This is a genomic window from Paenibacillus sp. NPDC058071, assembly GCF_042885235.1.
In the GTDB taxonomy this organism is placed as follows: domain Bacteria; phylum Bacillota; class Bacilli; order Paenibacillales; family Paenibacillaceae; genus Pristimantibacillus.
Genome location: NZ_JBHVSK010000003.1, coordinates 185,617 through 209,287, shown reverse-complemented (window position 1 = coordinate 209,287; position 23,671 = coordinate 185,617). Strand labels below are relative to the sequence as shown.

Genomic DNA, 23,671 nt, shown 5'->3' with positions numbered 1-23,671 from the left:
CGATGCGCTCTTCTAATTCCTCTTCATTCTTGAAAGTCTTCGATCTCGTTCAAACGAAACGTATAAACCTGCTTCTCGTCCACATGATAAACGGCCACAACGTTTGTATCTTCATCGAAGTTGATAATGCGGCACGGGATGCTCAGCTTAACGCCGAACCCTTTGTTAACAAGCAGCCGAATCAGTTTATTGTTTTTCATATAGCCGCGAATGGCTTCGAATCCACTGGCGGACGGATCAGATTGAGGGACGGCCTCTTTCGGAGTCGGTGCGGACGTTTTCTTCGATGCGGCCTTCGGTTTGACTTGAACCGGAATAGGAGAGACGTCGGCCGCTTCCTGTTTCCGCTGGTCGATAAGCTGTCCGAGTTGAATGCCGCCGGTTATGCGATAATCTTTCAAGGGCAACTGATTAAGGGCATGAAGCAGTTGTTCCAGAGCGACGCCGTTATTCGGGCCTTCTACTAGCAGCTCCACTTGAAAAACGTAGGATTGGTTATGGGCGGTTGTTTTCATAGTTCCTCCGGGCTGTTTGTACAATATAGGATAAATATATCATTTTTTGAACAAGGGATATAGTCCCAAATTAAACGAATATCCATCCCCGTTTTCGCCTTGCTGCATATAATGATCGTGCAGCTTATCTCATGCTCGAGAGGCAGTATTAAAGGGGGTGGAACTTAGAATGATGCGAATGGTTCCGGTTACGCTGGGTAACGGAGTAACGGCGCTTGGCGTAGAAGTGAAACTGCCCAAAACGACGCTTCTTGCGATTTCGACGGACATCGGTTACATTATGTGCGGCGCTCTTGACGTAGGTCTTTTGAACGATAGACTGAGAGACCGTCGGATTGTCGCGGCGCGGGCGGTTGGTGTTCGGACTTTGGAAGAGCTGCTGGAAGCGCCGCTTGAATCGGTTACGGCAACAGCGGAAACGCTCGGCATAACCGTAGGAATGAAGGGCTCGGACGCTCTTCAAGTCATGTCGGCGGCGTCGGTTGCCGAAGACTGAATCGTTGGGCCGAATTGGTATAAAAAGAGCCTGCCGCGTCATGCCGTTAAGGCTTGCCCATGCGGCGGGCTCTTTTGATAGGGCTTCCTTATCTCCGTACGTTTACTCGAACAGGTTTTTCAGATTAACGTCATAAGGCGCGCGAATAATGCCTTTTTCCGTAATAATCGCTGTCACCAGTTCGTTTGGCGTAACGTCGAACGCTGGGTTGAATACTTTTATGCCTTGCGGAGCGGTCCGTTTGCCGAAGCCTTCGGTAATTTCCTCGGCGCTGCGCTCTTCAATCGGAATCTCGGCGCCGGTCGGCGTATTCAGATCGATAGTCGACATCGGGCACGCTACATAGAATGGTATGCCGTGAGCTTTCGCCAGTACGGCAACGCTGTAGGTTCCGATTTTGTTGGCGACGTCGCCGTTAGCTGAGACGCGGTCGGTTCCGACGATGACGGCGTCGATCCATCCTTTGGACATAACCATGCCGGCCATGTTGTCGCAAATAAGCGTGACGTCCACTCCAGCCTGCTGCAGTTCAAACGCCGTCAGTCTTGCGCCCTGCAGGACAGGCCGCGTCTCGTCGGCAAATACGCGCAGCTCGATGCCGCGCTCTTTTGCCAAATAGAATGGCGCGAGAGCCGTGCCGTATTTTGCTGTTGCGAGAGCACCGGCATTGCAATGGGTAAGCACGCCCATGTTGTCTTCAAACAGCGACAAAGCGTGCTCGCCGATTCTGCGGTTCGTTTCCTCGTCTTCTTGCTGAATGGCAATGGCTTCGTCCAGCAGCGCCTGCTTCGCATCGGAAAGCGGAATGCCGCTGGCTGCGATCGCTTCCGCCCGCGCCTTCATGCGGTCCAGCGCCCAGAACAAGTTGACGGCTGTTGGCCGCGAAGTCGCCAAATAATCGGCTTCCTTCCGCACTGCCGCCAGCCATTCATCGGCGGTAGAAGCCAGGCGGCTTCCGAGCACGACGCCGTATGCCGCGGAAATGCCGATTGCCGGCGCGCCGCGTACCTTCAAGTGGCGAATGGCTTCCCAGACGTCTTCCGACGTCGTAAGAGGCAAATATACGATTTCTTCCGGGAGCAGCCGCTGATCCAGCAGATCAACTTGCTCGCCCGACCAGATGACGGATTGCAATCCTGCGTAGTTGTTGGACATGTTGTTTTCTTTCCTTCCTGTAAAAAAGATATCGGGCAGAGGATGTCTGCCCGCTTTTCGCAATTTGGTTTAGGACCGCTCGTGAGCTGTGGCGGTGACAACAGCGTCGATCGCTTGCTCGATCGAAACGGCGCTGCGGTTAAGCAGAATGAGAGACGTGCCGATGGTTAGGGCCAGTCGCTGAGCCTGTTCGCGATCGGCTGCGTCCGGAATACGGTCGATGTCGGCGACATGGGACAGGCCGACGATACGGCGAACGATTTTGCAGCCAGCGAAGCCTATAGCATCCTGAAGCAGCCGGTTCATGTAATAGTCCTGGTAGCCGGCGGCCGATTTGGCCAGCCGGTCGACGTTGTGCTCGTTCCAGAGCGCTCGGAATTTTGCATCGAACTTCGCCCATACTTCACGAATCGTATCGAGCAAGTAAGCCCGGAAGCTTTCGCGTTCCGCTTCGTCTTTGATCCAATGGCCCTGCCCAGCGTAGTTGAGCAGCAGGTTCGCGATGACTGCGCCGATATCAAAGCCGATTGGTCCGTAATAGGCGAATTCCGGATCGATCACTTTTGTCGATTCAGGCGTTGCGAAGACGCTGCCGGTATGAAGATCGCCATGTAGAAGCGCCTGCGCGTTCGTCAAAAATTTTTCCCGTAAAATAGCGACTTCCAAATGGAGAGCGCCGTTTGTACGAAGCGCTTCGGCTGCGTCTTCGATAGCCGGTTCGTAATTGTTGTTGGACGAAACAGCGTAGGGATCGTCGAAAATGAGGTCTTCCGTTATTTTGCACAAATCCGGATTAACAAATGATTTGACCTGCAGCTTTTTATCCTGCTGGTTCATGCCCAGATCGGAAGTGAAAAACAGCGTTTGCGCCATAAAGGTCGAAATATCCTCGGCAAACTTCGGGTAACGAACGCCATTAATGAGACCTTGGCGCATAATGATATGGTCGCTTAAATCTTCCATAATGGTTAGCGCCAAATCGGCGTCATAGCTGTATACTTGCGGGACAAGCCCCGGAGCAAGCTTATGCTGTAATATTAATGCATCGCTTTCGATGCGTGCGCGTTCAAGCGAGAGCGGCCACGACTCGCCGACAACCTTCGCGTACGGAACGGCCTGCTTCATAATGAGGCTTTTACCGCTAACGGTATCTGTAATGTGAAAGACCAGATTCAGGTTGCCGTCGCCGATTTCTCGAGACGAAAGCTGAGCGTCTTCCGGGAAGAAGCTGTCGAGCGCGCGGGCGATTTCAATCGCTTCTTGTTCGTTTAAAGGATGATAAGCAGACATGGATGGTCCACCTCCATGGAAAATGGTTAAATGCAGATAAAGCCCAGTATTCTTCTCCGTATAGTATAACTGATGAAGTTTCGTCTTGGAATACTGGGTTTGGCGAAGGGCGTTTGATGAATGTTGGTATCAAACACCAGATCGGCCGAGCATTTTCAGATTGGGGCGGTACTGCTGACTGCGAGTTCACGCCGCCGGAAAGTGCTGCTTTTTGTATAACCTCTACAAATGATATAATGGATGACAGTAAAGCTCAAGACAAGTTTGGGGGAAGGCAAATGACGGATAATACCGAGCTGCAGCCCGCTGCGCTCAAGGAATGGGCCGTTACGGTCGAAGCTTTAAAGGAAGGTGAACTGATGATGGTCATGCGGAAAGGAGGCATTGCCGAGGAGACAAAGGAGTTTAGGCTGGTCAGTCCCGGATTCTATTTGATGCCTGCCTATGAGCACCAGAAGGAGCATTTGCTGAAAGAGCCTTTTCAAGGCCGCATTCCTGGCACAATGGCTGAATGGAAGCCGGATATGGCGTCGATCAAACTGGATGCTTACGCGGAAGCGGTCGAGGACATTGAAATTAACGATCAGGAAACGCTGGAGAAGCTGCGAGAGTTTCATATTTGGACCGATGGATTTGCGGAGGAAAGATTGAAGTGGAAACGCACCAAACCGCTGCATTTACTGCTGCTTCGAGTGTACAAGCTCGCGGAACCGATCGAGGTTCCGATGCAACCTGCTTATACGGGCTGCAAATCTTGGGTACAACTGGAAGAGGGACAGCCGCGTCCGCAAATGATCCAATCAATTCCAGAGGATCGTCTTCAACGGCAAATCCAAGCGATCAAACAAGCGATTGGAATGTGATCTGCATCACATACAGTTTAAAATTATTTTAAATAAGAGCCGTATCGCATTGCTTTATAACGTAACTTATAATAAAATAATTATTGAGAATCATTGAGAATCACTCTATAATAGTCTGATGGATTTTTAGAGAGTGAAAGAGCCGAATATACCAACCTTGGAGGGATCGACATATTATGGCAACGCAATTCGTCATCGACGGCCTTAAGGCTGAGATCGAAGGAAAAGAAATTTTGAAAGGCATTAACCTAGAGATCAAAGGCGGAGAAATCCACGCGATCATGGGTCCGAACGGTACGGGTAAAAGTACGCTTGCTTCCGCACTGATGGGTCATCCGAAGTATGAAGTAACCGAAGGCACGGCTGTGCTCAACGGCGAAGACGTGCTTGAAATGGGCGTAGACGAAAGAGCGCGCGCAGGCCTGTTCCTAGCGATGCAATATCCTAGCGAAATTCCTGGCGTGACCAATTCCGATTTCCTTCGCAGCGCTATCAACGCTCGCCGCGAAGAAGGCAAAGAGATTTCGCTGATCAAATTCATTCGCCAAATGGAAGGCAAAATGAAAGAGTTGGAGATGAATCCAGAATTCGCTCATCGCTATTTGAACGAAGGTTTCTCCGGCGGCGAGAAGAAACGGAACGAAATTTTGCAAATGGCGATGCTTGATCCAAGCATCGTGATCTTGGACGAAATCGACTCCGGTCTTGACATCGACGCACTGAAAATCGTTTCCAACGGCGTAAACGCAATGCGTTCTGAGGATCGCGGTTTCTTGATTATTACACACTACCAGCGCCTGCTGAACTATATCACGCCTGACTTCGTTCACGTAATGATGCAAGGCCGCATCGTGAAATCGGGCGGTCCAGAGCTCGCTGAGCGTCTGGAGAACGAAGGCTATGACTGGGTTAAAGAAGAACTGGGCATCGTAGACGAAACGGTTGGCCAGGAGTAGACGCCAGAGAGGAGCATAACGAATGAGCACACAAATTTCGACTCCGACTGACCGTCAATCCGCCGAGGCGCTTGCCCGTAGCAAAGGAGAGCCGCAATGGCTCGTCGATTTGCGCGGCGAGGCGGCAGAACTTGCCGGGACGCTGGAATGGCCTAAGCCGGAAAAAATGAAAATCGACCGTTGGAACTTGACTGCGGTAGGAAGCTACGAACAACCGCAAGCGGCATCGTCGCTTGCTGAGTTGCCAGCCTTCGTTACCGAACTGGCGGCCGAAGGAACTGAAAACATCGTTGTACAGCAAAACTCCGGGGTTGCCTGGAAGCAACTGTCCGCCGAGTTTTCGGCGAAAGGTGTTATTTTCACCGATCTCGAGACAGCCTGCAAGGAGCATGGCGATCTCGTTCAACCTTATTTGTTCCAAGCCGTCGACAAAGGCGAGGACAAATTGACAGCACTGCATGCGGCGCTTTGGAACGGCGGCGTGTTCGTATACGTGCCTCGCAACGTGGAAGTAGAGCTTCCGCTGCAGGCGATTCTGTTCAACAATAAAGCAGAGGCTGCTTTTGCGCCTCACATTTTGATCGTAGCCGACGCAAACAGCAAAGTGACCTATGTCGACTATGTTGTTTCCGATGCGGCTGCGGTATCTGCTCCGTTCGTTCACCACTCGGTGGTTGAAGTGTTCGTGAAGCAAGGCGCGCACGTTCGATTCGGTTCTATTCATCATATGGCGGAAAGCGGCGTTGATATGACCATTCGCCGCGCTGTCATCGAGAATGATGGCCGTATGGAGTGGGTTGTCAGCGATCTGAACGATGGCTTCACCGTTTCGGATACGAAATCGATATTGAAAGGCAATGGCTCGAACTCCGACGCCAAGCTGATCAGCATCGGCTCGGACGAGCAGCGTCTAAGTCTGACGACGCAGGCGGTTCACTTCGGCCGCAGCTCGGAGAGCGATATGGTTACCCGCGCGGTAATGAGAGACAATGCTACTGCGATCATCAATGGCATTACGAAGATCGAGAAAGGCGCGACGAAGGCGAACGGCCAGCAGACAGAGAAAGTGCTTATGCTGAGTCCGAAAGCGCGCGGCGACGCTAACCCGATCCTGCTGATCGACGAGGATGACGTGAAAGCGGGCCACGCGGCAAGCGTAGGCCAAGTCAATCCGGAGCAAGTGTACTACTTGATGTCCCGCGGGATTAGCAAGCAAGACGCTGAGCGTTTAATTATTTACGGATTTCTGGCGCCGGTCGTATCGGAGATTCCGATCGACGCGGTCCGCGAGCAGCTTCAGCGTTTGCTCGAAAGGAAGCTAGAAGGATGAATATAAAAGCGGTACGGGAACAATTTCCTATACTGCATCAAGAGGTAAACGGGCATCCGCTCGTTTACCTAGACAGCGCGGCGTCTTCACAGAAGCCGCGTTCCGTCATTGATGCGGTTAGTCGTTATTATGAGCATGATCATTCGAATGTACACCGCGGCGTGCATACGCTTGGTTCCCGTGCGACGGACGCTTACGAAGGAGCGCGCTCGAAAATCGCATCCTTTCTGAACGCGGCCGATGCCGAGGAAATTGTATTTACGCGCGGTACGACTGCTGCTCTTAACTTGGTCGCATCCAGCTATGCGCGCGCCGTATGCAAGGAAGGCGACGAAATCGTCATCACGCCGATGGAGCATCATGCGAACTTGATTCCATGGCAGCAGGCGGCGAAAGCGACGGGCGCGACGTTGAAATATATTCCGCTTCAGCCGGACGGCACCTTGTCGCTGGAGGATGCGGAGCAGGTCATTACGCCCCGCACGAAAGTAGTTGCGGTAACGTATGTATCGAACGTGCTGGGCGTTATTAACCCGGTTAAGGAGTTGACCGCCATTGCGCATCGCAACGGCGCGGTAATGGTCGTCGACGGTGCGCAAAGCACGCCGCATATGAAAGTCGACGTTCAGGATCTGGACTGCGATTTCTACGCGTTCTCCGCTCACAAAATGTGCGGTCCCACCGGCATCGGCGCCCTGTACGGGAAAAAATCGCTGCTGGCGGGCATGGAGCCGATCGAGTACGGCGGCGACATGATTGATACGGTAGAGCTGTTCGAATCCTCTTGGAAGGAAGCGCCGTACCGTTTCGAAAGCGGTACGCCGATTATTGCGGGAGCCGTTGGACTAGCCGCAGCGATCGATTTCCTGGAGCAAATCGGTTTGGACGAAATTGATAAGCATGAGCGCCAGCTGGCTGCATATGCTTATGACAAATTATCGGAAATCGATGGCGTGACCATCTACGGTCCGCGCGACAACCGCGTAGGGCTGATCACGTTCAACGTGGACGATATTCACCCGCACGACGTGTCGACCGTGCTAGACGCGGAAGGCATCGCCATTCGGGCCGGACATCACTGCTGCCAGCCGCTAATGCGTTGGCTGAATGTTTCCTCGACAGCAAGAGCAAGCTTTTATTTATACAATACGGAGGAGGAAATCGACCGCCTAGCGGAGGGCCTTCTTCAAACAAAGGAGTTCTTCGGCCATGCAATTGGATGATTTATATCGCCGTGTCATCATGGATCATTATAAAAATCCACGAAATCGCGGAACGCTCGATGCCGAAGCCGTTACGATCAACCTGAACAATCCGACGTGCGGCGACCGCATCTCGCTCCAGCTGCAAGTGGAGAACGGGAAAGTCATTGACGCCAAGTTCAACGGAGAAGGCTGCTCGATCAGCTTAAGCTCCGCTTCTATGATGACCGAAGCCATTAAAGGCAAAACGTATGACGAAGCGATCGAGCTCGCAGAGCGGTTTTCCGGTCTGATGAAGGGCGAAGAGGTCGAGTTCGAAGAAAACGAGGACATCGAAGCGCTGTCCGGCGTCAATAAGTTTCCTGCCCGCATCAAATGCGCGACTCTGGCTTGGAATGCGTTACGCAAAGGAATTGAACAAAAGTAATAAAAGCGTTGCGTATTCAAAGATCAGCTTTTACAAACAAGGAGCGTGAATACTATGGCAAAGCAAATGCCTGAAATGGAAGAATATAAGTACGGTTTCCGCGATGAGCATAAAGCGGTATTCCAGTCCGGCAAAGGGCTGACGGAGGAAATCGTACGCACGATTTCCGAGATGAAGGGCGAACCGGAATGGATGCTGGAATTCCGTCTGAAGTCGCTGGAGCAGTTCAACAAAATGCCGATGCCTAAATGGGGCGGCGACCTGGATGAGCTCGATTTCAACGACATCCAATACTACGTAAAGCCTTCCGAAAAGCAAGGCAAAACGTGGGAAGAGGTACCGCAAGAAATTAAAGAAACATTCGATAAGCTCGGTATTCCTGAAGCGGAGCAAAAGTTCCTGGCCGGCGTATCCGCGCAATACGAATCCGAAGTTGTCTATCACAGCATGCAGGAAGATCTCGAGAAGCAAGGCGTTATTTTCACCGATATGGATACGGCGCTTCGCGAGTACCCTGATCTGGTAAAGGAATATTTCAGCACGATTATTCCTCGTACCGACAATAAGTTCGCGGCTTTGAACAGCGCGGTATGGTCCGGCGGCAGCTTTATCTACGTGCCGAAGGGCGTCAAATGCGAAGTTCCGCTACAAGCGTACTTCCGTATCAACTCGGAAAACATGGGTCAGTTCGAGCGTACGCTCATCATTGCCGACGAAGACAGCTTCGTTCACTATGTTGAAGGTTGTACGGCTCCGGTATACAGCACGAACTCGCTGCACAGCGCGGTCGTTGAAATTCTTGTTAAGAAAAACGCTCGCTGCCGCTACACGACGATCCAAAACTGGGCGCCAAACATCTACAACCTCGTTACGAAACGCGCGGTTGCGGAAGAAAACGCGACGATGGAATGGGTCGACGGCAACATCGGCTCCAAGCTGACGATGAAATATCCGGCTGTTATTCTGAAAGGCCGCGGCGCGAAAGGCATGGTATTGTCGATCGCCGTTGCCGGTAAAGGCCAGCATCAGGATGCAGGCGCGAAAATGCTTCACCTCGCACCGGATACAACGTCGACGATCGTCTCGAAGTCGATCAGTAAGCACGGCGGCAAAGTAACGTATCGCGGTATCGCTTCGTTCGGACGCAACTCCGAAGGCGCGAAAGCGAACATCAAATGCGATACGCTCATTCTCGACAACGAGTCGACGTCCGACACGATTCCGTACAACGAAGTCATGAACGACAACATTACGCTCGAGCATGAGGCGACAGTATCCAAAGTGTCTGAGGATCAACTGTTCTACCTGATGAGTCGCGGCCTAAGCGAAGCGGAAGCGACGCAAATGATCGTTATGGGCTTCATCGAGCCGTTCACGAAAGAGCTGCCGATGGAATATGCGGTCGAAATGAACCGTCTCATCAAGTTCGAAATGGAAGGTTCGATCGGTTAACTATATCCGAACACGAACATTTTCTCTAAGAATCCGTAGATTTTTTCTACGGATTCTTTTTTTTTCGTGGATTAGGGATTGAACTTAAAATCAGTGCTTGACGGAAAAGGAGAAAAGTGGAAGAACCCTCTGCCCCGCAGCGCTTTCCCACACTTATAGTCATGCACTGATTTCGGTTTTGAGCCGAAGTAGACTCAATCGAATAGTACAATGTCAATTAACTCCTCTAAATCGTCAATAGTCGCATCAGCGTCAACAAGGGTTTCGAATGGACGATTTCGTTTCCAAACGGCCTTCATTCCGGCGTCGCGACTGGCTCGGATATCGTTTTCCGGATGATCTCCCACAAAGAGGGCGTTTTCGGCGGCCACTCCAAGCTTAGTCAATGCGCGATCGAAAATCGCTTTATCGGGTTTTCGCAATCCTTCCCATTCCGATATCAATACCTCGTCAAATAAATGTTCGATATTCAAGGCTTTGAAATTGTCATATTGGAATTGTCCAAAGCCGTTTGAAACCAACGCTAGCTTTATACTGTGACTCTTTAACTCAGTAAGCATGCTCAATAAGTTCGGAAAACCTATGCAGTGCTTTTGAAAATTTCTCAAATAATCATCCAAAAGTAACGACCAGTCTAGATTTGGAAGCAAAAATTCCTTTATAATTTGTTGATATACTTTGTCCTTCCATACGTAACCGTGATTATCAAGCTCAATAAATCGTTGAACGAAAAGCTTTTTATCAATGATATGAAACTCTGAATAACGCTCATATTGATTCTCAACGAACTTTACAAGCGACGAGTCGCGATCCAGCAATGTGCCGTCCAAGTCAAAAAGAATCGCTTTGATAGTCACTAAATACCCTCCGTTTTTCTAAAATTTGTCCTGAACAAACAGCCTTCTTCCCAAAACAGCGCATTTAGGAGCGGAGCTTGAACTTTGTGAAAAGGGGGAAATGGTATGCGTACTGAAAATGAGATGTTAACTCAAATCGATAAAATAGTCGCCAGTGACGATAGAATCAGGTTAACCGTACTTGAAGGGTCCAGAACAAACCCAAACATCTCGAAGGATGATTTTCAGGACTATGATGTATCCTTTTTCGTAACGGATATCGAGTTTTATAAGAAGAATGATGCTTGGCTTGAAGCATTTGGCGGTCTTACTTTTATGCAAAAACCGGAGGACATGGAGCTGTACCCGGCGGAGCTTGGAAATTGGTTCAGCTATATCATGTATTTCAACGACGGTATAAAGATCGATTTGACACTAATTCCTTTAAATGAAGTTGACGCTTATTTATCCGAATCAGACGGTTTAGTGGAAGTGTTATTGGATAAAGATGACCGATTGCAAGAAAGTCTATTTCCAAACGACAAGAAGTATTGGATTCATAAACCATCCGAGGGGCAGTTTGACGATTGCTGCAATGAGTTTTGGAGCGTATCCTCTTATGTAGCAAAAGGCTTAGTAAGAAAAGAGCTGCTTTTTGCATTGGATCATATGAACCAAATTATTCGCCCGGAGCTTTTGCGCATGATGTCATGGGAGGTAGGGATCAGGCACGGGTTTCATTTTAGCGTTGGGAAAAACTATAAATTTATAGATCGTTATGTCCCTGAACAGGAGTTTGAAAAGCTCGTTCAAACCTTCTCGCAGTCCGGTTATCAACAAAGCTGGGAGTCCTTCGAGTTATGCTGTGAAATGTTTAGAGACTACTCCCGCAAAGTGTCGTTATCATTAGGCTATAAATACCCTGACTATGATGAGAAAATGACCCGGTTCGTTCATACGTTTTACACGAAACTAAGTAAATCATAATCTAATGACAACTGCAGTTAAATGCAGTTGCGTATGTTAAAAACAGCCCGTAAGCCGTAAACGGCCGTCGGGCTGTCATTTATTTTAGATAATGATTTCTTTAATCTCGTATTCGCGCTCCACCGTCAGGTCAATAAAGCGGTCTCCGATCTGGATGAGCGGACAGAAAAATTCGGTCGGATGCGTCATAATGATCGTACCGGTCTCACCGGATTCGAGCAGCGCTTTTTTGCCTATAAAATTCGGGATCATATGCTTGATAAACGTTTGTGCGATGTGAGGGTCCAGCTCGCTGAAACTCAGTCTGTACAATTCTTTTAAAACAAACAGCAGGTCCCGTTTCTTCTGATAGACACGCTCCGAAATCATCGCGCTGTAAATGTCGACGACGGCAATGATCTTGGCGACAGGATGGATCTCCTCGCCCGTCAAGCCGTGCGGGTAGCCGCTTCCGTCGTTGCGCTCATGATGCTGCAGCGCGCTGACAGCAAGGAAAGGCTCCTCATCAATCGATTCGGTGATGATATCATGGCCGTATTGCGCATGCTTCTTCACTTCCTCGAATTCTTCTTTCGTCAGCTTGGCGGGTTTGTTCAAGATTGCACTTTCCACTTTGCTCTTACCGATGTCGTGAAGAAACCCGGCTTTGCCGATCTGCAGCGCTTCTTCGTCCGAATATTCGAGCCAAGTGGCCAAATAATAAGCGAGCATGCCGACCTGCACCGAATGCTGATAAGTATAGTCATCGGTCGTATTCAGCAGCAGCAGCATGGAAACGACATCGCGTTCCATCTCGAAATTGGAGATCAGCGGCTTGAATGCATTCATCACCGCATCGTTATTGAGAACGCCTTCATTTGTGGCCTGATTGTAGATGTCTTCGAAGCCTTTAACGGCTTTTTCGTAATCCGGCCTAACAGAGGGCAGCCAATTGGGGCTTACAATCGATTCGAGCGTTCGCTCGGGCGACGGTTCAGGCGTTGCTGCGGCCTCGGTCGCTCGATCATTATCCACATCGACATATTCGATGTGATGCTGGAGCAGCAAAGAAATCTCTCGATGCTGCAGCTGCGTGCCTTTCGACAAAACATGCAGGCCGTAGTCGTTAAAGGTATCCGAAACGAGCAGATCGCCTTCTTTTAGATCAGATACGTGTACCCTCATCACTGCACCTCAATTTAAGTAATTGTACATAACAACATAGTAGCAATGTATAAAAAGAATGGCAATAAGAGGAATCGGAAAAGATGACTTTTTTCCTATTATTTCGGCATTAATTGCACTTGCGGATGTCGAATATCCGACTATCTTCTCTAATTTTGGAAAATGAATTCAAAAATGCAGCGGCGCGTCAGGCTTCCAAGGTCCTTGCTGATGCCCCTTCCACTCAGAGCCGTCCTCCCAAATTTCTTTTTTCCATATCGGTACAATTTGTTTTAATCTTTCAATGGCATAGCGGCTAGCTTCGTAGCAGCTGTCACGGTGAGGAGCCGACACGGCGATGATTACGCTAATTTCGGCCAGGTCCACCGTCCCGATTCGGTGGGAAATGGCGGTAAGCGCGCCGTTCCAGCGCTCGGCGATTTCTTCACCTATTTGTTCCATCATTCGAATCGCCATAGGCGCATAGGCCTCGTATTCGAGACGGACCGTTCGCTTGCCTTCCGTCCACTCTCGGGTCGTGCCGACGAAGATGATAGAAGCGCCGTGAGCCGGTACGACGACTTTGGCCAGCACCTCGTCCGAACGCAGCGGCTCAGCGGTAATAATGTATCGATCAGGCTCCAGACTGGAATCGTCACCGTTGTCGGTCATACCGTCTCCTCCCGATACCGGGGGCAGCATAGCCAACTCGTCGGCCGCATGCACGACGGCATCGTCGGGAGCATAGGTCTGGTTGCAGGCGACGAAAGAAATTCGCAGCCATTCTTCATGCTCCGGATAATTGGCTATAAGCGTATCTTTGAGCTGTCCTGCCGTCATTTCCGACTGTTCGGCAGTAAAGCGGATGAATGGTGTTCCGAATCGTTCCGGCAATCCGGCAAATAATTGTATCGTCCACGTAAATTCCATTGCATTCTTACCTTTCTATTAACGAGGCTGTCTGATGGCAATAGCATATCATAACGGTCGGAAAAATGTTATTCTACATGTATAGAGAAAGGGAGTGAACGGCATGCAGGAACGACTGGTTGATCGCTTCGGGCGTGTCCACGATTATTTGCGTATTTCGGTTACAGATAGATGCAATTTGCGTTGTCTTTACTGCATGCCGGAGGAAGGAATGGAGTTTGCGGACGCCGATACGCTGCTCAGCTATGACCATATCGTAAGCGTAGTCGAGGCTGCGGCGGAAATGGGTGTTACGAAGCTGCGCATCACCGGAGGGGAGCCGCTTGTCCGGCCGGGTCTGGACGGATTTATTCGCCGTTTGAAGGCAATTCCCGGTATTAAGGACATTGCGCTTACGACGAACGGCATATTGCTGGCGAAGCAAGCGGAGGCGCTGAAAGCGGCCGGTCTCGATCGGGTGAACGTTAGTCTCGATACGCTTGACCCAGCCCGTTTCCATCTTATCGCCCGAAGAGGCGAATTGAAACGCGTCATGGAAGGAATCGAAGCTGCGGCTCGCTGCGGCCTGTCCCCGATTAAATTGAACTGCGTGCTCTTGAAGGGAATTAACGAGGATGAAATTGCGAAATTTCTGAAGCTGGCTTACGAGCAACCGCTCCATGTCCGCTTTATCGAATATATGCCGATCGGCCATGCCGACGACAACTGGCGGAATCATTATTTGCCGCTTTCCCGGGTATTGGAGGAAGCGGAACGTGAAGGCTATCGTTTGACTAAAAAAGCGGATGTGCGTGGCAACGGTCCTTCGGATGATTGGCAAATGGATGGCGGGACCGGCTCATTCGGCCTCATTCATCCAGTTAGCGATCATTTTTGCAAAAGCTGCAATCGGCTGCGACTGACGGCTGACGGCTCCGTCAAGCCTTGCCTGTATTGGGTAGATGAATTAAACGTCAAAGATGCGCTCGAAGACCGCAGAGCTCTGAAGCATCTGCTGCTAAGGGCGATGGACGTCAAGCTGGAAAATCATGAAATGGCCGAGAAACTGGCGAACGAGGCGCTTTCCCATGTGCCGACGGATCGCCGAATGTCGCAAATTGGAGGGTAATCAAGCCATGGATGGAGAACGAGTCGTTATCCTTCACAGCAACGATATTCACAGCCGTTTGGAGAATGCCGCGAAAATCGCGACAATTATAGAGGAAGAAAGGAACAAGCAAGGGGCCGACGGTTTGCTTGTTCTCGATATCGGCGATCATATGGACCGCACGCGGCTCGAAACGGAAGGAAGCGACGGGAAGGTGAACGCGGAGCTGCTGGCCGCCGCTGGATATGAAGCGATAGCGCTCGGCAATAATGAAGGCTTAACCTATTCGCGGGATGAGCTGGTTGAGGCGTATCGGGATGCGTCGTTTGCCATCCTCGGGGCAAATATGCCGGAGCGCTACACAGGCAAGCTGCCTTCTTGGATGAAGCCTCATGCTGTCATTGAGAAGAGAGGTCTTCGCATCGGTCTTATTGCCGTGACGGCCGCGTTTACCGACTTCTATTCGCTGCTGGGCTGGGATTTGACCGATCCGATCGAAGCTGTCCGTCAGGAAGTGCAACTGTTGCGTGATCAGGTAGACGTTATCGCCGTCCTCTCCCACCTCGGTTTGTCTTTCGATAAACGGATGGCCGAAGAAATTAATGGCATCGATCTGATTATGGGCGGGCATACTCATCATTTGCTAGAAGAGCCGCTTGTTATCGGAAACACGACGATTTGCGCTGCCGGCAAGTTTGGCGAATATGTCGGGCGTATCGAGCTGCAGATGAATGCGGAAGGCTGCCAAGTCATTCGAGCTGAAGTGATTGCGACGGCGGCTTATGAGGAGCAGTCGGAAGCGTTGGCGATCATCCGCCGCTACCGGGAGTCGGGCATTCGCCGGCTTAACCGGGTGATCGCCCGGCTCGAAGAGCCATTGCCTGCGTCGGCTGAACAGGAATCACCGCTAGCCAACCTGCTTGCGGCTGGACTTCGCCGCCACACCGACGCCGAAATCGGCATCGTCAACACGGGGCAGCTGCTCGGCGGCCTGCCGCGCGGTGATGTGACGGAGCGGCAACTGCACGCGCTCTGTCCTTCGCCGATCAACCCATGCCGGATGCAGCTCACCGGCAAGCATATCCGCGAAGCGCTGGAACAGGCGCTGCTTCCGGAGTATACCGCGATGCCTATCAAAGGGTACGGCTTTCGCGGAGAAGTGCTGGGCACACTGGCGCTGGACGGGATGCGCGTTGAGTACGATAAAGGCCGATCGCCGATGGCGCGTATTTTATCCGCGACGGTGAACGGGGAGCCGCTGGATGACGAGCGGAGCTATGTCGCGGGCTGCATCGATATGTTTACGTTTCGAACCGGTTATTTATCGCTCGCGGAAGGCCGCGAAATTACGTATTATTTGCCGGAATTTATCCGCGACGTTATCGCCGCCGAGCTGACCGACGCTGCGGCGATTCGCGAAAGCTATCGCGATAGATGGCAGAGTTTGTCGAATTTTTAGTATAAAATGGTTGCTAATCGCTGATTTTTACCTTAAAGTAACATTACGGATAGCTTTGTCCGATTTATATAGTAGAGACTGGCAAATGGCTTATTGTCCGTCCATACGATAAAGATTACGGAAGAGGAAGGGTCGAGAAAATGCGCTTGGTGCCGATTACGAACTGTCAACCTGGTATGAAACTGGCTAAAAGAATTTTCACTGGCGACGGCCTTGTACTCTTGGGAGAAAATGTCGAATTGACTGCGAGGATGATTACTCGTTTAGAACAATGCGGCATCCACTACGTATTTATAGACGATCCGCACACCAGCGATATCGTCATGCCCGAAATCATTAGCGAAGATACGGTGCGCATCGCGCTCAAAGAGATTAAAACCAATTTTCGCAATTTGATGGATAGGCCGAAAATGAAAAAAGGCGTCACCTACCCGTACATCGCACAGCCGTTCAAACAAATGATGAATATGATCATTGACGATTTGTCTGCGAACAAGGATGCGATGATTATGCTGATGAATATGGGCATTGTGGATGATTACCTATTCCAGCATTCTTTAAACGTTTGCGTGTATACGACGCTTCTTGGCACAGCTCACGGCTATTCGCGCGAAGAGCTGGTTACGCTGGGCATGGGCGCTCTGCTGCACGATATCGGCAAGACGCAAATATCGATGAATGTGCTGAAGAAGCCGGGAGCGTTGTCGGCCGAAGAGTTCGAGCTAATGAAGTCGCATGCGCGCATCGGCTATGAACTGCTCAAAGATGAGCCGAATTTGCCGCTATATGTGGCGCACTGTGCTTTCCAGCATCACGAGCGGATCGATGGGAGCGGTTATCCGCGCGGGATCAAGGGCGACGAAATCCATGAATATGCCAAATGGATCGGTCTCGTCGATTCCTACGACGCAATGACGACGAACCGGGTGTATCGGTCGCCGATGCTGCCTCACCAAGCGATTGAACTGCTGTATGCGGGAACGGGTACGCTTTATGAGCAGCATATGGTACAGTTGTTTCGCGACAAGGTGGCGATCTACCCGATCGGCATAACCGTGAAGCTGCATAGCGGCGAATCCGGCGTTGTTGTCGATTTCAATCAAGCCTATCCGCATCGCCCAATTGTACGCATTCTCAACAATGAAGCCGGAGAGCAGTTAAGCGTGCCGTATGAGGTTGATTTGTCCAAGCAACTGTCGACGATGATCGTCAGCGTTAACGGCGGGCAGTCAGAGGTCCAGTTGGCGTCGGGCATATAATGAATTGGGGGAGGGGCCGAAGGGCTCCTCTTTGCGTTTCTAGGGGTTTTTGAAGATTATGAGGCGGTCGGTCCGAGGGGCGGGACCGCGAGGTATAGAGCGGCGTTTCGCTTTTTACGTATAAACGGGATGAAACCGGTCAATAAATGAATGGATATGGAACGGAAAGCCGTCTTGCGCAATTGCTTCCATTCCCGTTGAACCTTATTATAGTTATAATAAGCATATCGATAAGAATGTTATATTTTTTAACGAAATTTGTAAGTCAGGTGCTGATAAGATGAAGACGATAGATTTGCGACAACCGCTAACGGGGCAGCCGGCCCCTCTGTCTCCGGCTAATGACCCTTGGGACCCGATCCGCTCGCTGCAAAAGCATGGCCGGCATCGGCTGACAAGCGTCGAAATGACCGTATCAAATCTATGTAATATGCGCTGCGAGCATTGTGCCGTCGGCGATACGCTCGTGATGGCCGAGCCGGCGAAGCTGCCTCTCGAGCTTATGCTTAAGCGGTTGGATGAGGTCGAGCATTTGGAGACGATCAGCATTACTGGCGGGGAGCCCAGCTTTTCCGAAAAAACGGTTCAGGAATATATGGTTCCGCTGCTCAAATATTCCAGAGAAAGAGGAGTTCGCTCTCAGATCAATTCCAACGTTACGCTGCCTTACAGCCGCTATGAGCAGCTTGCTCCCTATCTTGACGTTATGCATATTTCCTTCAACTATACGAATGCCGACGAGTTCCATCAGATTGGATTCGCGAAAGCGGGGCATTCCGTCGCCCGCGGCGCTGCGGTCAAGCTCTACGAGCGTATGATCGACAATGCGAAAAGACTGAGCGAAGCCGGTGTTCTCGTATCGGCGGAATCGATGATTAATTATCGCACGCACGAGAAAATCGATGAAATTCATCGGCTTATTGTCGAAATGGGCTGCCAGCGCCATGAGGTTCATCCGATGTATCCGAGCTCCTTCGCCAAGGATCTTCCGGCGATTACCCGGCAGCAGATGAGCCAGGCCGTCGAGAAGCTGCTGGATACGCGGGACCGTTCGATTTGGATGCTGTTTGGCACACTTCCCTTTTACCATTGCAGCGAGAATGCGGAAGAACGGGCGCTGCTGAAGCGTTTGTCGTCCGAGCCTAATGTTACCGTTCGCAACGATCCGGACGGAAGAAACCGGCTGAACGTCAATTTATTTACCGGAGACGTGTTCGTGACGGACTTTTCCGACGTTTCGGCATTCGGAAACATCGCGTCCGAGAAGCTGGACAACGTGTTCGACCGCTGGCTTGATCATTCCCTTGCGAGAAGCGTCAATTGCCATTGTCCCGCCGCTTCCTGCTGCGGCCCTAATTTATTGGTGAAAGACATGTATTACCGCGATATCGATTTCCATCAAAGAAGCGCTGTACTCTAAAACGCATTCCGATTTGCAAAAGGAGAGAAAGCCGTCTTGCCGCATACTGAATTTTTGCTGGGAGACATCGTTCTAAATCTGGTTATCGTTGTTGCCCTCGTTCTGTTGAACGGATTGTTCGTCGCCGCCGAGTTTTCACTCGTCAAGGTCAGACTGACCCGGCTGACGCAGCTGTCCAACGAGGGCAACAGGCGCGCCAAAACGGCCCTCAAAGTGAACGGCAAGCTGGACGCCTATCTGTCAGCAACCCAGCTCGGCATCACGCTGGCTTCGCTCGGGCTTGGCTGGGTAGGCGAACCGGCTATTTCCAAGCTCATTGTGGAGCCTCTTTTGCACAAACTCGGCGTCGCCGATCAGACCTTGATCTCGACGCTGTCCATTGCTATCGGCTTTTGCGTTATTACCTTTTTACATATTGTCCTTGGAGAACTGGCGCCGAAATCACTGGCTATCCAAAAGTCGGAGCAAGCTTCGCTGTGGCTGGCCATGCCGTTGTCGGTCTTTTACAAGCTGTTCTATCCCGTCATATGGCTGCTGAACGGAGCTGCCAACCGCTTGCTTCGGCTGGTTGGGGTAGAGCCGGCCGGTGAGACGGAAGGCGCGCATACGGAAGAGGAAATTCGGCTGCTGATGAACGAAAGCGCCAAGAGCGGCATCATCGATAAGGACGAAATGCAGCTGTTTGATAATATTTTCGAATTTTCCGACCGATTGGCCCGCGAGGTTATGCTGCCTCGTACCGATATGGAATGCCTTTTTACCAATATGAGCTTTGCCGATAACTTGAAGCGCGTATATGCGACTAAGCATACGCGTTATCCAGTAGGCGTCGAGGATAAGGATCAAATTATCGGATTCGTTCACATTGCCGATTTGCTGACCGCCGATCCGGATGAACCCCATGATCTGGAAGCATTTCTGCGACCGATATTGGGCGTGCCGGAGTCGATGGAAATTAGCGACGTGCTGAAGCTGATGCAGCGGAGACATTCGCAGCTGGCTATTGTCGTGGACGAATATGGAGGCACTGCAGGGCTGCTTACGACCGAAATGATTCTGGAAGAAATCGTCGGCGAAATTCATGGGGAATTCGATAAGGAACTTCCGAGTATTGTAGTAAAAGGGGACATCACCTCGGTCGACGGAAGAATGCTCCTCGAAGACGTCAACGACCTGCTGGGGACGGAGATCGAAGCGGACGACATCGACTCCATTGGGGGCTGGATGTTTATCCAGCTCGACGGAAACCCGGTCAAAGGCAAAGGATTGGAGGAGGATGGATACTGGTTTGAAGTGGCCGAAAGCAAGCGGCTGCGCGTCACGAGAGTACATATTCGAAAGCTGAAATAGGCGGTGTATAACAGCCGCCATTACGCCGTGTTTTGACGCAGGGCGCCTTGAGCCATAAGTGCGCGCCGGGAGAGGAGCGCAAAAAAAGTCGGGCATATTGGACTGACTTAAACGTGCAAAGGAGGGAAGATTGCGGTGTCGTTAAAAACACTTGTTATGCTGGCGGTAGGATTATTGCTGCTCTACCTGCTGTTTACGGTTGGAGCGCCGTTCCTGCTCGCTATCGTCGTCGCGATCTTTATGGAGCCGCTGACGCAATTGCTTACCCGTAAGTTCCGTTTTAACCGGTTGATTGCATCAACCGTATCGAGCACGCTTTTTACGCTCATTTTAATCGGCCTGATGGGACTGCTTGGCATTAAAATCGTAACCGAGCTGATTGCTTTTGCTCAGAAGGTTCCCGGCTATGTGGGCGAAGCCAATAGCTATGTTACAAAGCTGATGAATGATGCCGAGACGATGTACGAGCATCTGTCTCCGGAAGCGGTGGCTCAGTTGGAAAAATGGCTGACCGGACTTAGCAATACGCTGCTCGGCTTGGTCAACAAGCTGTCGTCGGCCGTTATTTCGTTCGCTTCTGGCATCCCGGGCATGTTTATTTTTTTCATCGTTTTCCTCGTCGCGGTATACATGTTCGGTTATAGCCTGAACACGATGAAAGCGTCCGTTTTATCTGTTTTTGAAGAGAAGTCGCGTCCGCAAGTGAATGAAGTGCTCGATAATTTGAAAAGATCGATTTTCGGTTTTTTACGCTCGCAGCTCATTTTAAGCGCGCTTACTTATGCGCTATCGCTGGTCGGCCTGCTCATTCTCGATATAAAATATCCGCTTGCCATCGCGCTGTTGATTGTGGTCGTCGATATTATGCCGATTCTGGGCACCGGCTCGGTGCTTGTTCCTTGGGGAACCTATCTGCTCGCGACAGGAGATGTGTTCACCGGACTTGGCCTGTACATCTTATTTTTATTCATAACCGTGTTCCGGCGGATCGTTGAGCCTAAAATATTGGGCGATTCGGTCGGTATCGGCTCGCTTGCCGCTTTAATCAGCCTATATGTAGGATTCAAATTGGTTGGCGTCATCGGCGTCTTCCTCGGTCCTCTTGTCGTCATTATTTATATGGCGGCGCGTAAAGCGGGACTGTTCAAGCTTAATATCAAGCTTTAGCTTTAATCTACTATCATTCGCTGCTGAAAAGGAGATAGCCATCATGAATCCATCCATCAAGTTCGATAAGCCCGAAGCCATTATTTTCGATATGGACGGCACGCTGTTTGAGACGGAGACACTGCTCCGTTCTGTCCACGAGCGGTTGTTCGCAACGCTGCGCGAGGAAGGATTATACGGAGAGACGCCTCCTATTGAGCATGTGCTGGCCTGCCTCGGCATGCTGCTGGACGACATTTGGCGCAATTTGATGCCGGACAGCTCGGAGGCCGCGCGCGAACGGGCAAATGAGCTGTTCCTGCAATATGAGGTTGAGGATTTGATTGCGGGGAAGGGAAGCTTGTACCCGAATACAGCCGAGACGCTCCGCCAGTTGAAGGCGCAGGGTATTAAGCTGTTCGTCGCGAGCAACGGCCTTGAGTCTTACGTGAAAGAAGTGGCCAAGTATAGAGGAATCGCCGACCTGTTCGAAGGTCTGTACAGCGCGGGCGAGTTCCAAACGTCCAGCAAAGTCGATTTGGTACGGCGACTGCTCGAAGATCATGGCATCCGCTCCGCGTGGATGGTCGGCGACCGTTCCTCCGACGTCGAGGCCGGCAAACGCAACGAGCTGATCGTCATCGGTTGCGCTTATGCGGGCTACGGCCGCGATTCGGAGCTGGACGGAAGCGACGCGCTTATCTCCGGCATGGCGGAATTGCCGCAGCTGATCCGCGGCTGAAGCGGCAGGTGATCGGCAATTGAAGCGGTAGGTGACGGCGGCTGAAGTGGCAGTTGATCTGCTGCTGAAGCGGCAGTTGATCGGCGGCTGAAGTGGCAGTTGATCGGCAGTTGAAGCGGCAGGTGATCTGCGGCTGAAGCGGCAGGTGGCAGGTGATCGGCTGCTGAAGAGTGAGGACGCTTTGTCGACGCTGCGGCCCGAGTGGGGCGGGGCTTGACTCGAACGCGTAAGCGCCCCTTTTCCACGCCGCAGCTTGAGTAAGACTGGGCTTGTCACGGACTCGTAAAGCCCCTGCAAGTGGGAAAACCACTTTGCAGGGGCTTTTTTGCGTTGAGCGAGCTGAGGGTGGCCCGCAGCTGCAAGTTTAGGCAAGGCAGTAGGGGCTAGGGAGTACTCTGTAAGAAGCATGAGCGGGCCTAGCGTGTGGATGACTCGGATGGTTTCTGTAAGCCGGGAAACCGTCTACAGTAGCTGGAGCTGGCCCGTAAGGCTCGTAAGGCTCGTAAGGCCTCGTAAGGCTCGTAAGCGCCTTACAGAGAAAACGAACCCAAAGAGCTTACGTAAGGCTCGAAAGCGCCTTACAGAGGCGAAAACCAGCCCGAGCGACCTCTGTAAGGCTCGAAAGCGCCTTACGGAAGCGAAAACGAGCCCGAGGAACCTCCGTAAGGCTCGAAAGCGCCTTACAGAGGCGAAAACCAGCCTGAGGGACCTCCGTAAGGCTCGAAAGCGCCTTACGGAGACGAAAACAAGCCCAAGCGACCTCCGTAAGGCTCGAAAGCGCCTTACAGAGGTGAAAACAGGCCCGAGGGACCTCCGTAAGGCTCGAAAGCGCCTTACGGAAGCGAAAACGAGCCCGAGGAACCTCCGTAAGGCTCGAAAGCGCCTTACGGAGACGAAAACAGGCCCGAGGGACCTCCGTAAGGCTCGAAAGCGCCTTACAGAGGCGGAAAACGAGCCCAAAAGGTCTCTGTAAGACGGAAAACCGTCTTACAGAAGCGGAAAACGAGCCCAAAAGGTCTCTGTAAGACGGAAAACCGTCTTACAGAAGCGAAAACGAGCCCGAAAGGTCTCTGTAAGACGGAAAATCGTCTTACAGAGACGAAAACGAGCCCGAAAGGCCTCTGTAAGACGGAAAATCGTCTTACAGATGCGAAAACGAGCCCGAAAGGCCTCTGTAAGACGGAAAATCGTCTTACAGAAGCGAGAAAGATCTCGAAAGGTCTCTGTAAGACGGAAAACCGTTTTACAGAAACAAAGACAAGCTAGAAGGACATTAATACGTCGAGTATTCGCGAGAGAATGAGGTCAAGTATGAAATGCTGAGTTTTGCATCAGCAAGAGTGTATATACTTTAATATCTATCTGCGATAAACTGCGCCTGATTCTGGTGTTTATAAAGGTGTCGCAAGCATATAAAAAGATCCTGACCTCGGTAAAGGTCAGGATCTTCCCCACAAACAGATCAGCCGTGCAGTAAACGGAGGTTCCCCGTAAACAGATCAGCCGTGCAGTAAACGGAGGCTCCCCGTGAACAGATCAGCCGTGCAGTAAACGGAGGCTCCCCGTGAACAGATCAGCCGTGCAGTAAACGGAGGCTCCCCGTGAACAGATCAGCCGTGCAGTAAT

Annotated in this window: 21 protein-coding genes; 15 read left to right on the top strand and 6 right to left on the bottom strand. The window is 51.3% G+C overall.

Annotated elements, in window-relative coordinates; translation table 11 throughout:
* Positions 1-23 precede the first annotated feature (23 nt).
* Positions 24-515, bottom strand: coding sequence for a hypothetical protein (locus ACFVTB_RS06430; protein ID WP_387746533.1), 492 nt, complete (start codon positions 513-515; stop codon positions 24-26).
* A 169-nt stretch (positions 516-684) separates the two neighbouring features.
* Between ACFVTB_RS06430 and ACFVTB_RS06425 the strand changes: the two genes are divergently transcribed.
* On the top strand, positions 685-1,011 hold the full coding sequence (locus ACFVTB_RS06425; RefSeq protein WP_387746531.1) for a YunC family protein: 327 nt from the start codon (positions 685-687) through the stop codon (positions 1,009-1,011).
* A gap of 102 nt (positions 1,012-1,113) precedes the next feature.
* Here the strand turns inward: ACFVTB_RS06425 and mtnA are convergent, their stop codons facing one another.
* The gene (gene mtnA / locus ACFVTB_RS06420) at positions 1,114-2,166 is read right to left on the bottom strand and encodes an S-methyl-5-thioribose-1-phosphate isomerase (RefSeq protein ID WP_387746529.1); all 1,053 of its coding nucleotides are present in this window, start codon (positions 2,164-2,166) and stop codon (positions 1,114-1,116) included.
* A 69-nt stretch (positions 2,167-2,235) separates the two neighbouring features.
* On the bottom strand, positions 2,236-3,456 hold the full coding sequence (gene mtnK / locus ACFVTB_RS06415; protein WP_387746527.1) for an S-methyl-5-thioribose kinase: 1,221 nt from the start codon (positions 3,454-3,456) through the stop codon (positions 2,236-2,238).
* Between the two features lie 278 nt (positions 3,457-3,734).
* On the opposite strand from mtnK, the gene ACFVTB_RS06410 reads away from it, so the two are divergent.
* The 6 genes from ACFVTB_RS06410 (at position 3,735) to sufB (ending at position 9,686) form a co-directional block, all read left to right on the top strand.
* Positions 3,735-4,319, top strand: coding sequence for a DUF1802 family protein (locus ACFVTB_RS06410; RefSeq protein ID WP_387746525.1), 585 nt, complete (start codon positions 3,735-3,737; stop codon positions 4,317-4,319).
* Between the two features lie 176 nt (positions 4,320-4,495).
* Positions 4,496-5,275: a Fe-S cluster assembly ATPase SufC gene (gene sufC, locus ACFVTB_RS06405; protein WP_387746523.1), complete on the top strand. Its 780-nt coding sequence runs from the start codon at positions 4,496-4,498 to the stop codon at positions 5,273-5,275.
* Between the two features lie 22 nt (positions 5,276-5,297).
* Positions 5,298-6,605, top strand: coding sequence for a Fe-S cluster assembly protein SufD (sufD, locus tag ACFVTB_RS06400; RefSeq protein WP_387746521.1), 1,308 nt, complete (start codon positions 5,298-5,300; stop codon positions 6,603-6,605).
* Complete coding sequence (locus tag ACFVTB_RS06395; protein WP_387746519.1) at positions 6,602-7,828, top strand: cysteine desulfurase; 1,227 nt, start codon at positions 6,602-6,604, stop codon at positions 7,826-7,828. The genes sufD and ACFVTB_RS06395 overlap by 4 nt, the downstream gene beginning before the upstream one ends.
* Positions 7,815-8,234 carry a Fe-S cluster assembly sulfur transfer protein SufU gene (gene sufU, locus ACFVTB_RS06390; RefSeq protein WP_387746517.1) on the top strand — a complete coding sequence of 140 codons (420 nt, stop codon included), beginning with the start codon at positions 7,815-7,817 and terminating at the stop codon, positions 8,232-8,234. Before ACFVTB_RS06395 ends, sufU begins: the two co-directional genes overlap by 14 nt.
* 54 nt (positions 8,235-8,288) lie before the next feature.
* Complete coding sequence (sufB, locus tag ACFVTB_RS06385; RefSeq protein WP_387746515.1) at positions 8,289-9,686, top strand: Fe-S cluster assembly protein SufB; 1,398 nt, start codon at positions 8,289-8,291, stop codon at positions 9,684-9,686.
* 194 nt (positions 9,687-9,880) lie between these two features.
* On the opposite strand, the gene ACFVTB_RS06380 is transcribed toward sufB, so the two are convergent.
* Positions 9,881-10,543 (bottom strand): HAD family hydrolase, encoded by a 663-nt coding sequence (locus tag ACFVTB_RS06380; protein WP_387746513.1) that lies wholly within the window; start codon positions 10,541-10,543, stop codon positions 9,881-9,883.
* A 105-nt stretch (positions 10,544-10,648) separates the two neighbouring features.
* Here ACFVTB_RS06380 and ant(6) point away from each other — a divergent pair, with 105 nt between their 5' ends.
* On the top strand, positions 10,649-11,509 hold the full coding sequence (gene ant(6) / locus ACFVTB_RS06375) for an aminoglycoside 6-adenylyltransferase (RefSeq protein WP_387746511.1): 861 nt from the start codon (positions 10,649-10,651) through the stop codon (positions 11,507-11,509).
* Between the two features lie 84 nt (positions 11,510-11,593).
* Here ant(6) and ACFVTB_RS06370 read toward each other — a convergent pair whose 3' ends face one another.
* Both ACFVTB_RS06370 and ACFVTB_RS06365 read right to left on the bottom strand, forming a co-directional pair.
* Positions 11,594-12,673: an HD-GYP domain-containing protein gene (locus tag ACFVTB_RS06370; RefSeq protein WP_387746509.1), complete on the bottom strand. Its 1,080-nt coding sequence runs from the start codon at positions 12,671-12,673 to the stop codon at positions 11,594-11,596.
* Positions 12,674-12,841: 168 nt separating this feature from the next.
* Positions 12,842-13,582 (bottom strand): molybdenum cofactor biosynthesis protein, encoded by a 741-nt coding sequence (locus tag ACFVTB_RS06365; protein WP_387746507.1) that lies wholly within the window; start codon positions 13,580-13,582, stop codon positions 12,842-12,844.
* A 103-nt stretch (positions 13,583-13,685) separates the two neighbouring features.
* Here ACFVTB_RS06365 and moaA point away from each other — a divergent pair, with 103 nt between their 5' ends.
* The 7 genes from moaA (at position 13,686) to ACFVTB_RS06330 (ending at position 22,045) form a co-directional block, all read left to right on the top strand.
* Entirely contained in the window at positions 13,686-14,690 is a 1,005-nt protein-coding gene (moaA, locus tag ACFVTB_RS06360) for a GTP 3',8-cyclase MoaA (RefSeq protein ID WP_387746505.1), read from the top strand.
* Positions 14,691-14,697: 7 nt separating this feature from the next.
* Positions 14,698-16,128, top strand: coding sequence for a bifunctional metallophosphatase/5'-nucleotidase (locus tag ACFVTB_RS06355; protein WP_387746503.1), 1,431 nt, complete (start codon positions 14,698-14,700; stop codon positions 16,126-16,128).
* A gap of 140 nt (positions 16,129-16,268) precedes the next feature.
* Complete coding sequence (locus tag ACFVTB_RS06350; protein WP_387746501.1) at positions 16,269-17,387, top strand: HD-GYP domain-containing protein; 1,119 nt, start codon at positions 16,269-16,271, stop codon at positions 17,385-17,387.
* A gap of 280 nt (positions 17,388-17,667) precedes the next feature.
* Entirely contained in the window at positions 17,668-18,807 is a 1,140-nt protein-coding gene (gene yfkAB, locus ACFVTB_RS06345; protein ID WP_387746499.1) for a radical SAM/CxCxxxxC motif protein YfkAB, read from the top strand.
* A 36-nt stretch (positions 18,808-18,843) separates the two neighbouring features.
* Complete coding sequence (locus ACFVTB_RS06340) at positions 18,844-20,157, top strand: hemolysin family protein (protein ID WP_387746497.1); 1,314 nt, start codon at positions 18,844-18,846, stop codon at positions 20,155-20,157.
* Positions 20,158-20,292: 135 nt separating this feature from the next.
* On the top strand, positions 20,293-21,324 hold the full coding sequence (gene ytvI / locus ACFVTB_RS06335) for a sporulation integral membrane protein YtvI (protein ID WP_387746495.1): 1,032 nt from the start codon (positions 20,293-20,295) through the stop codon (positions 21,322-21,324).
* 43 nt (positions 21,325-21,367) lie between these two features.
* The gene (locus tag ACFVTB_RS06330) at positions 21,368-22,045 is read left to right on the top strand and encodes an HAD family hydrolase (protein ID WP_387746493.1); all 678 of its coding nucleotides are present in this window, start codon (positions 21,368-21,370) and stop codon (positions 22,043-22,045) included.
* The last annotated feature ends 1,626 nt before the right edge of the window (positions 22,046-23,671 follow it).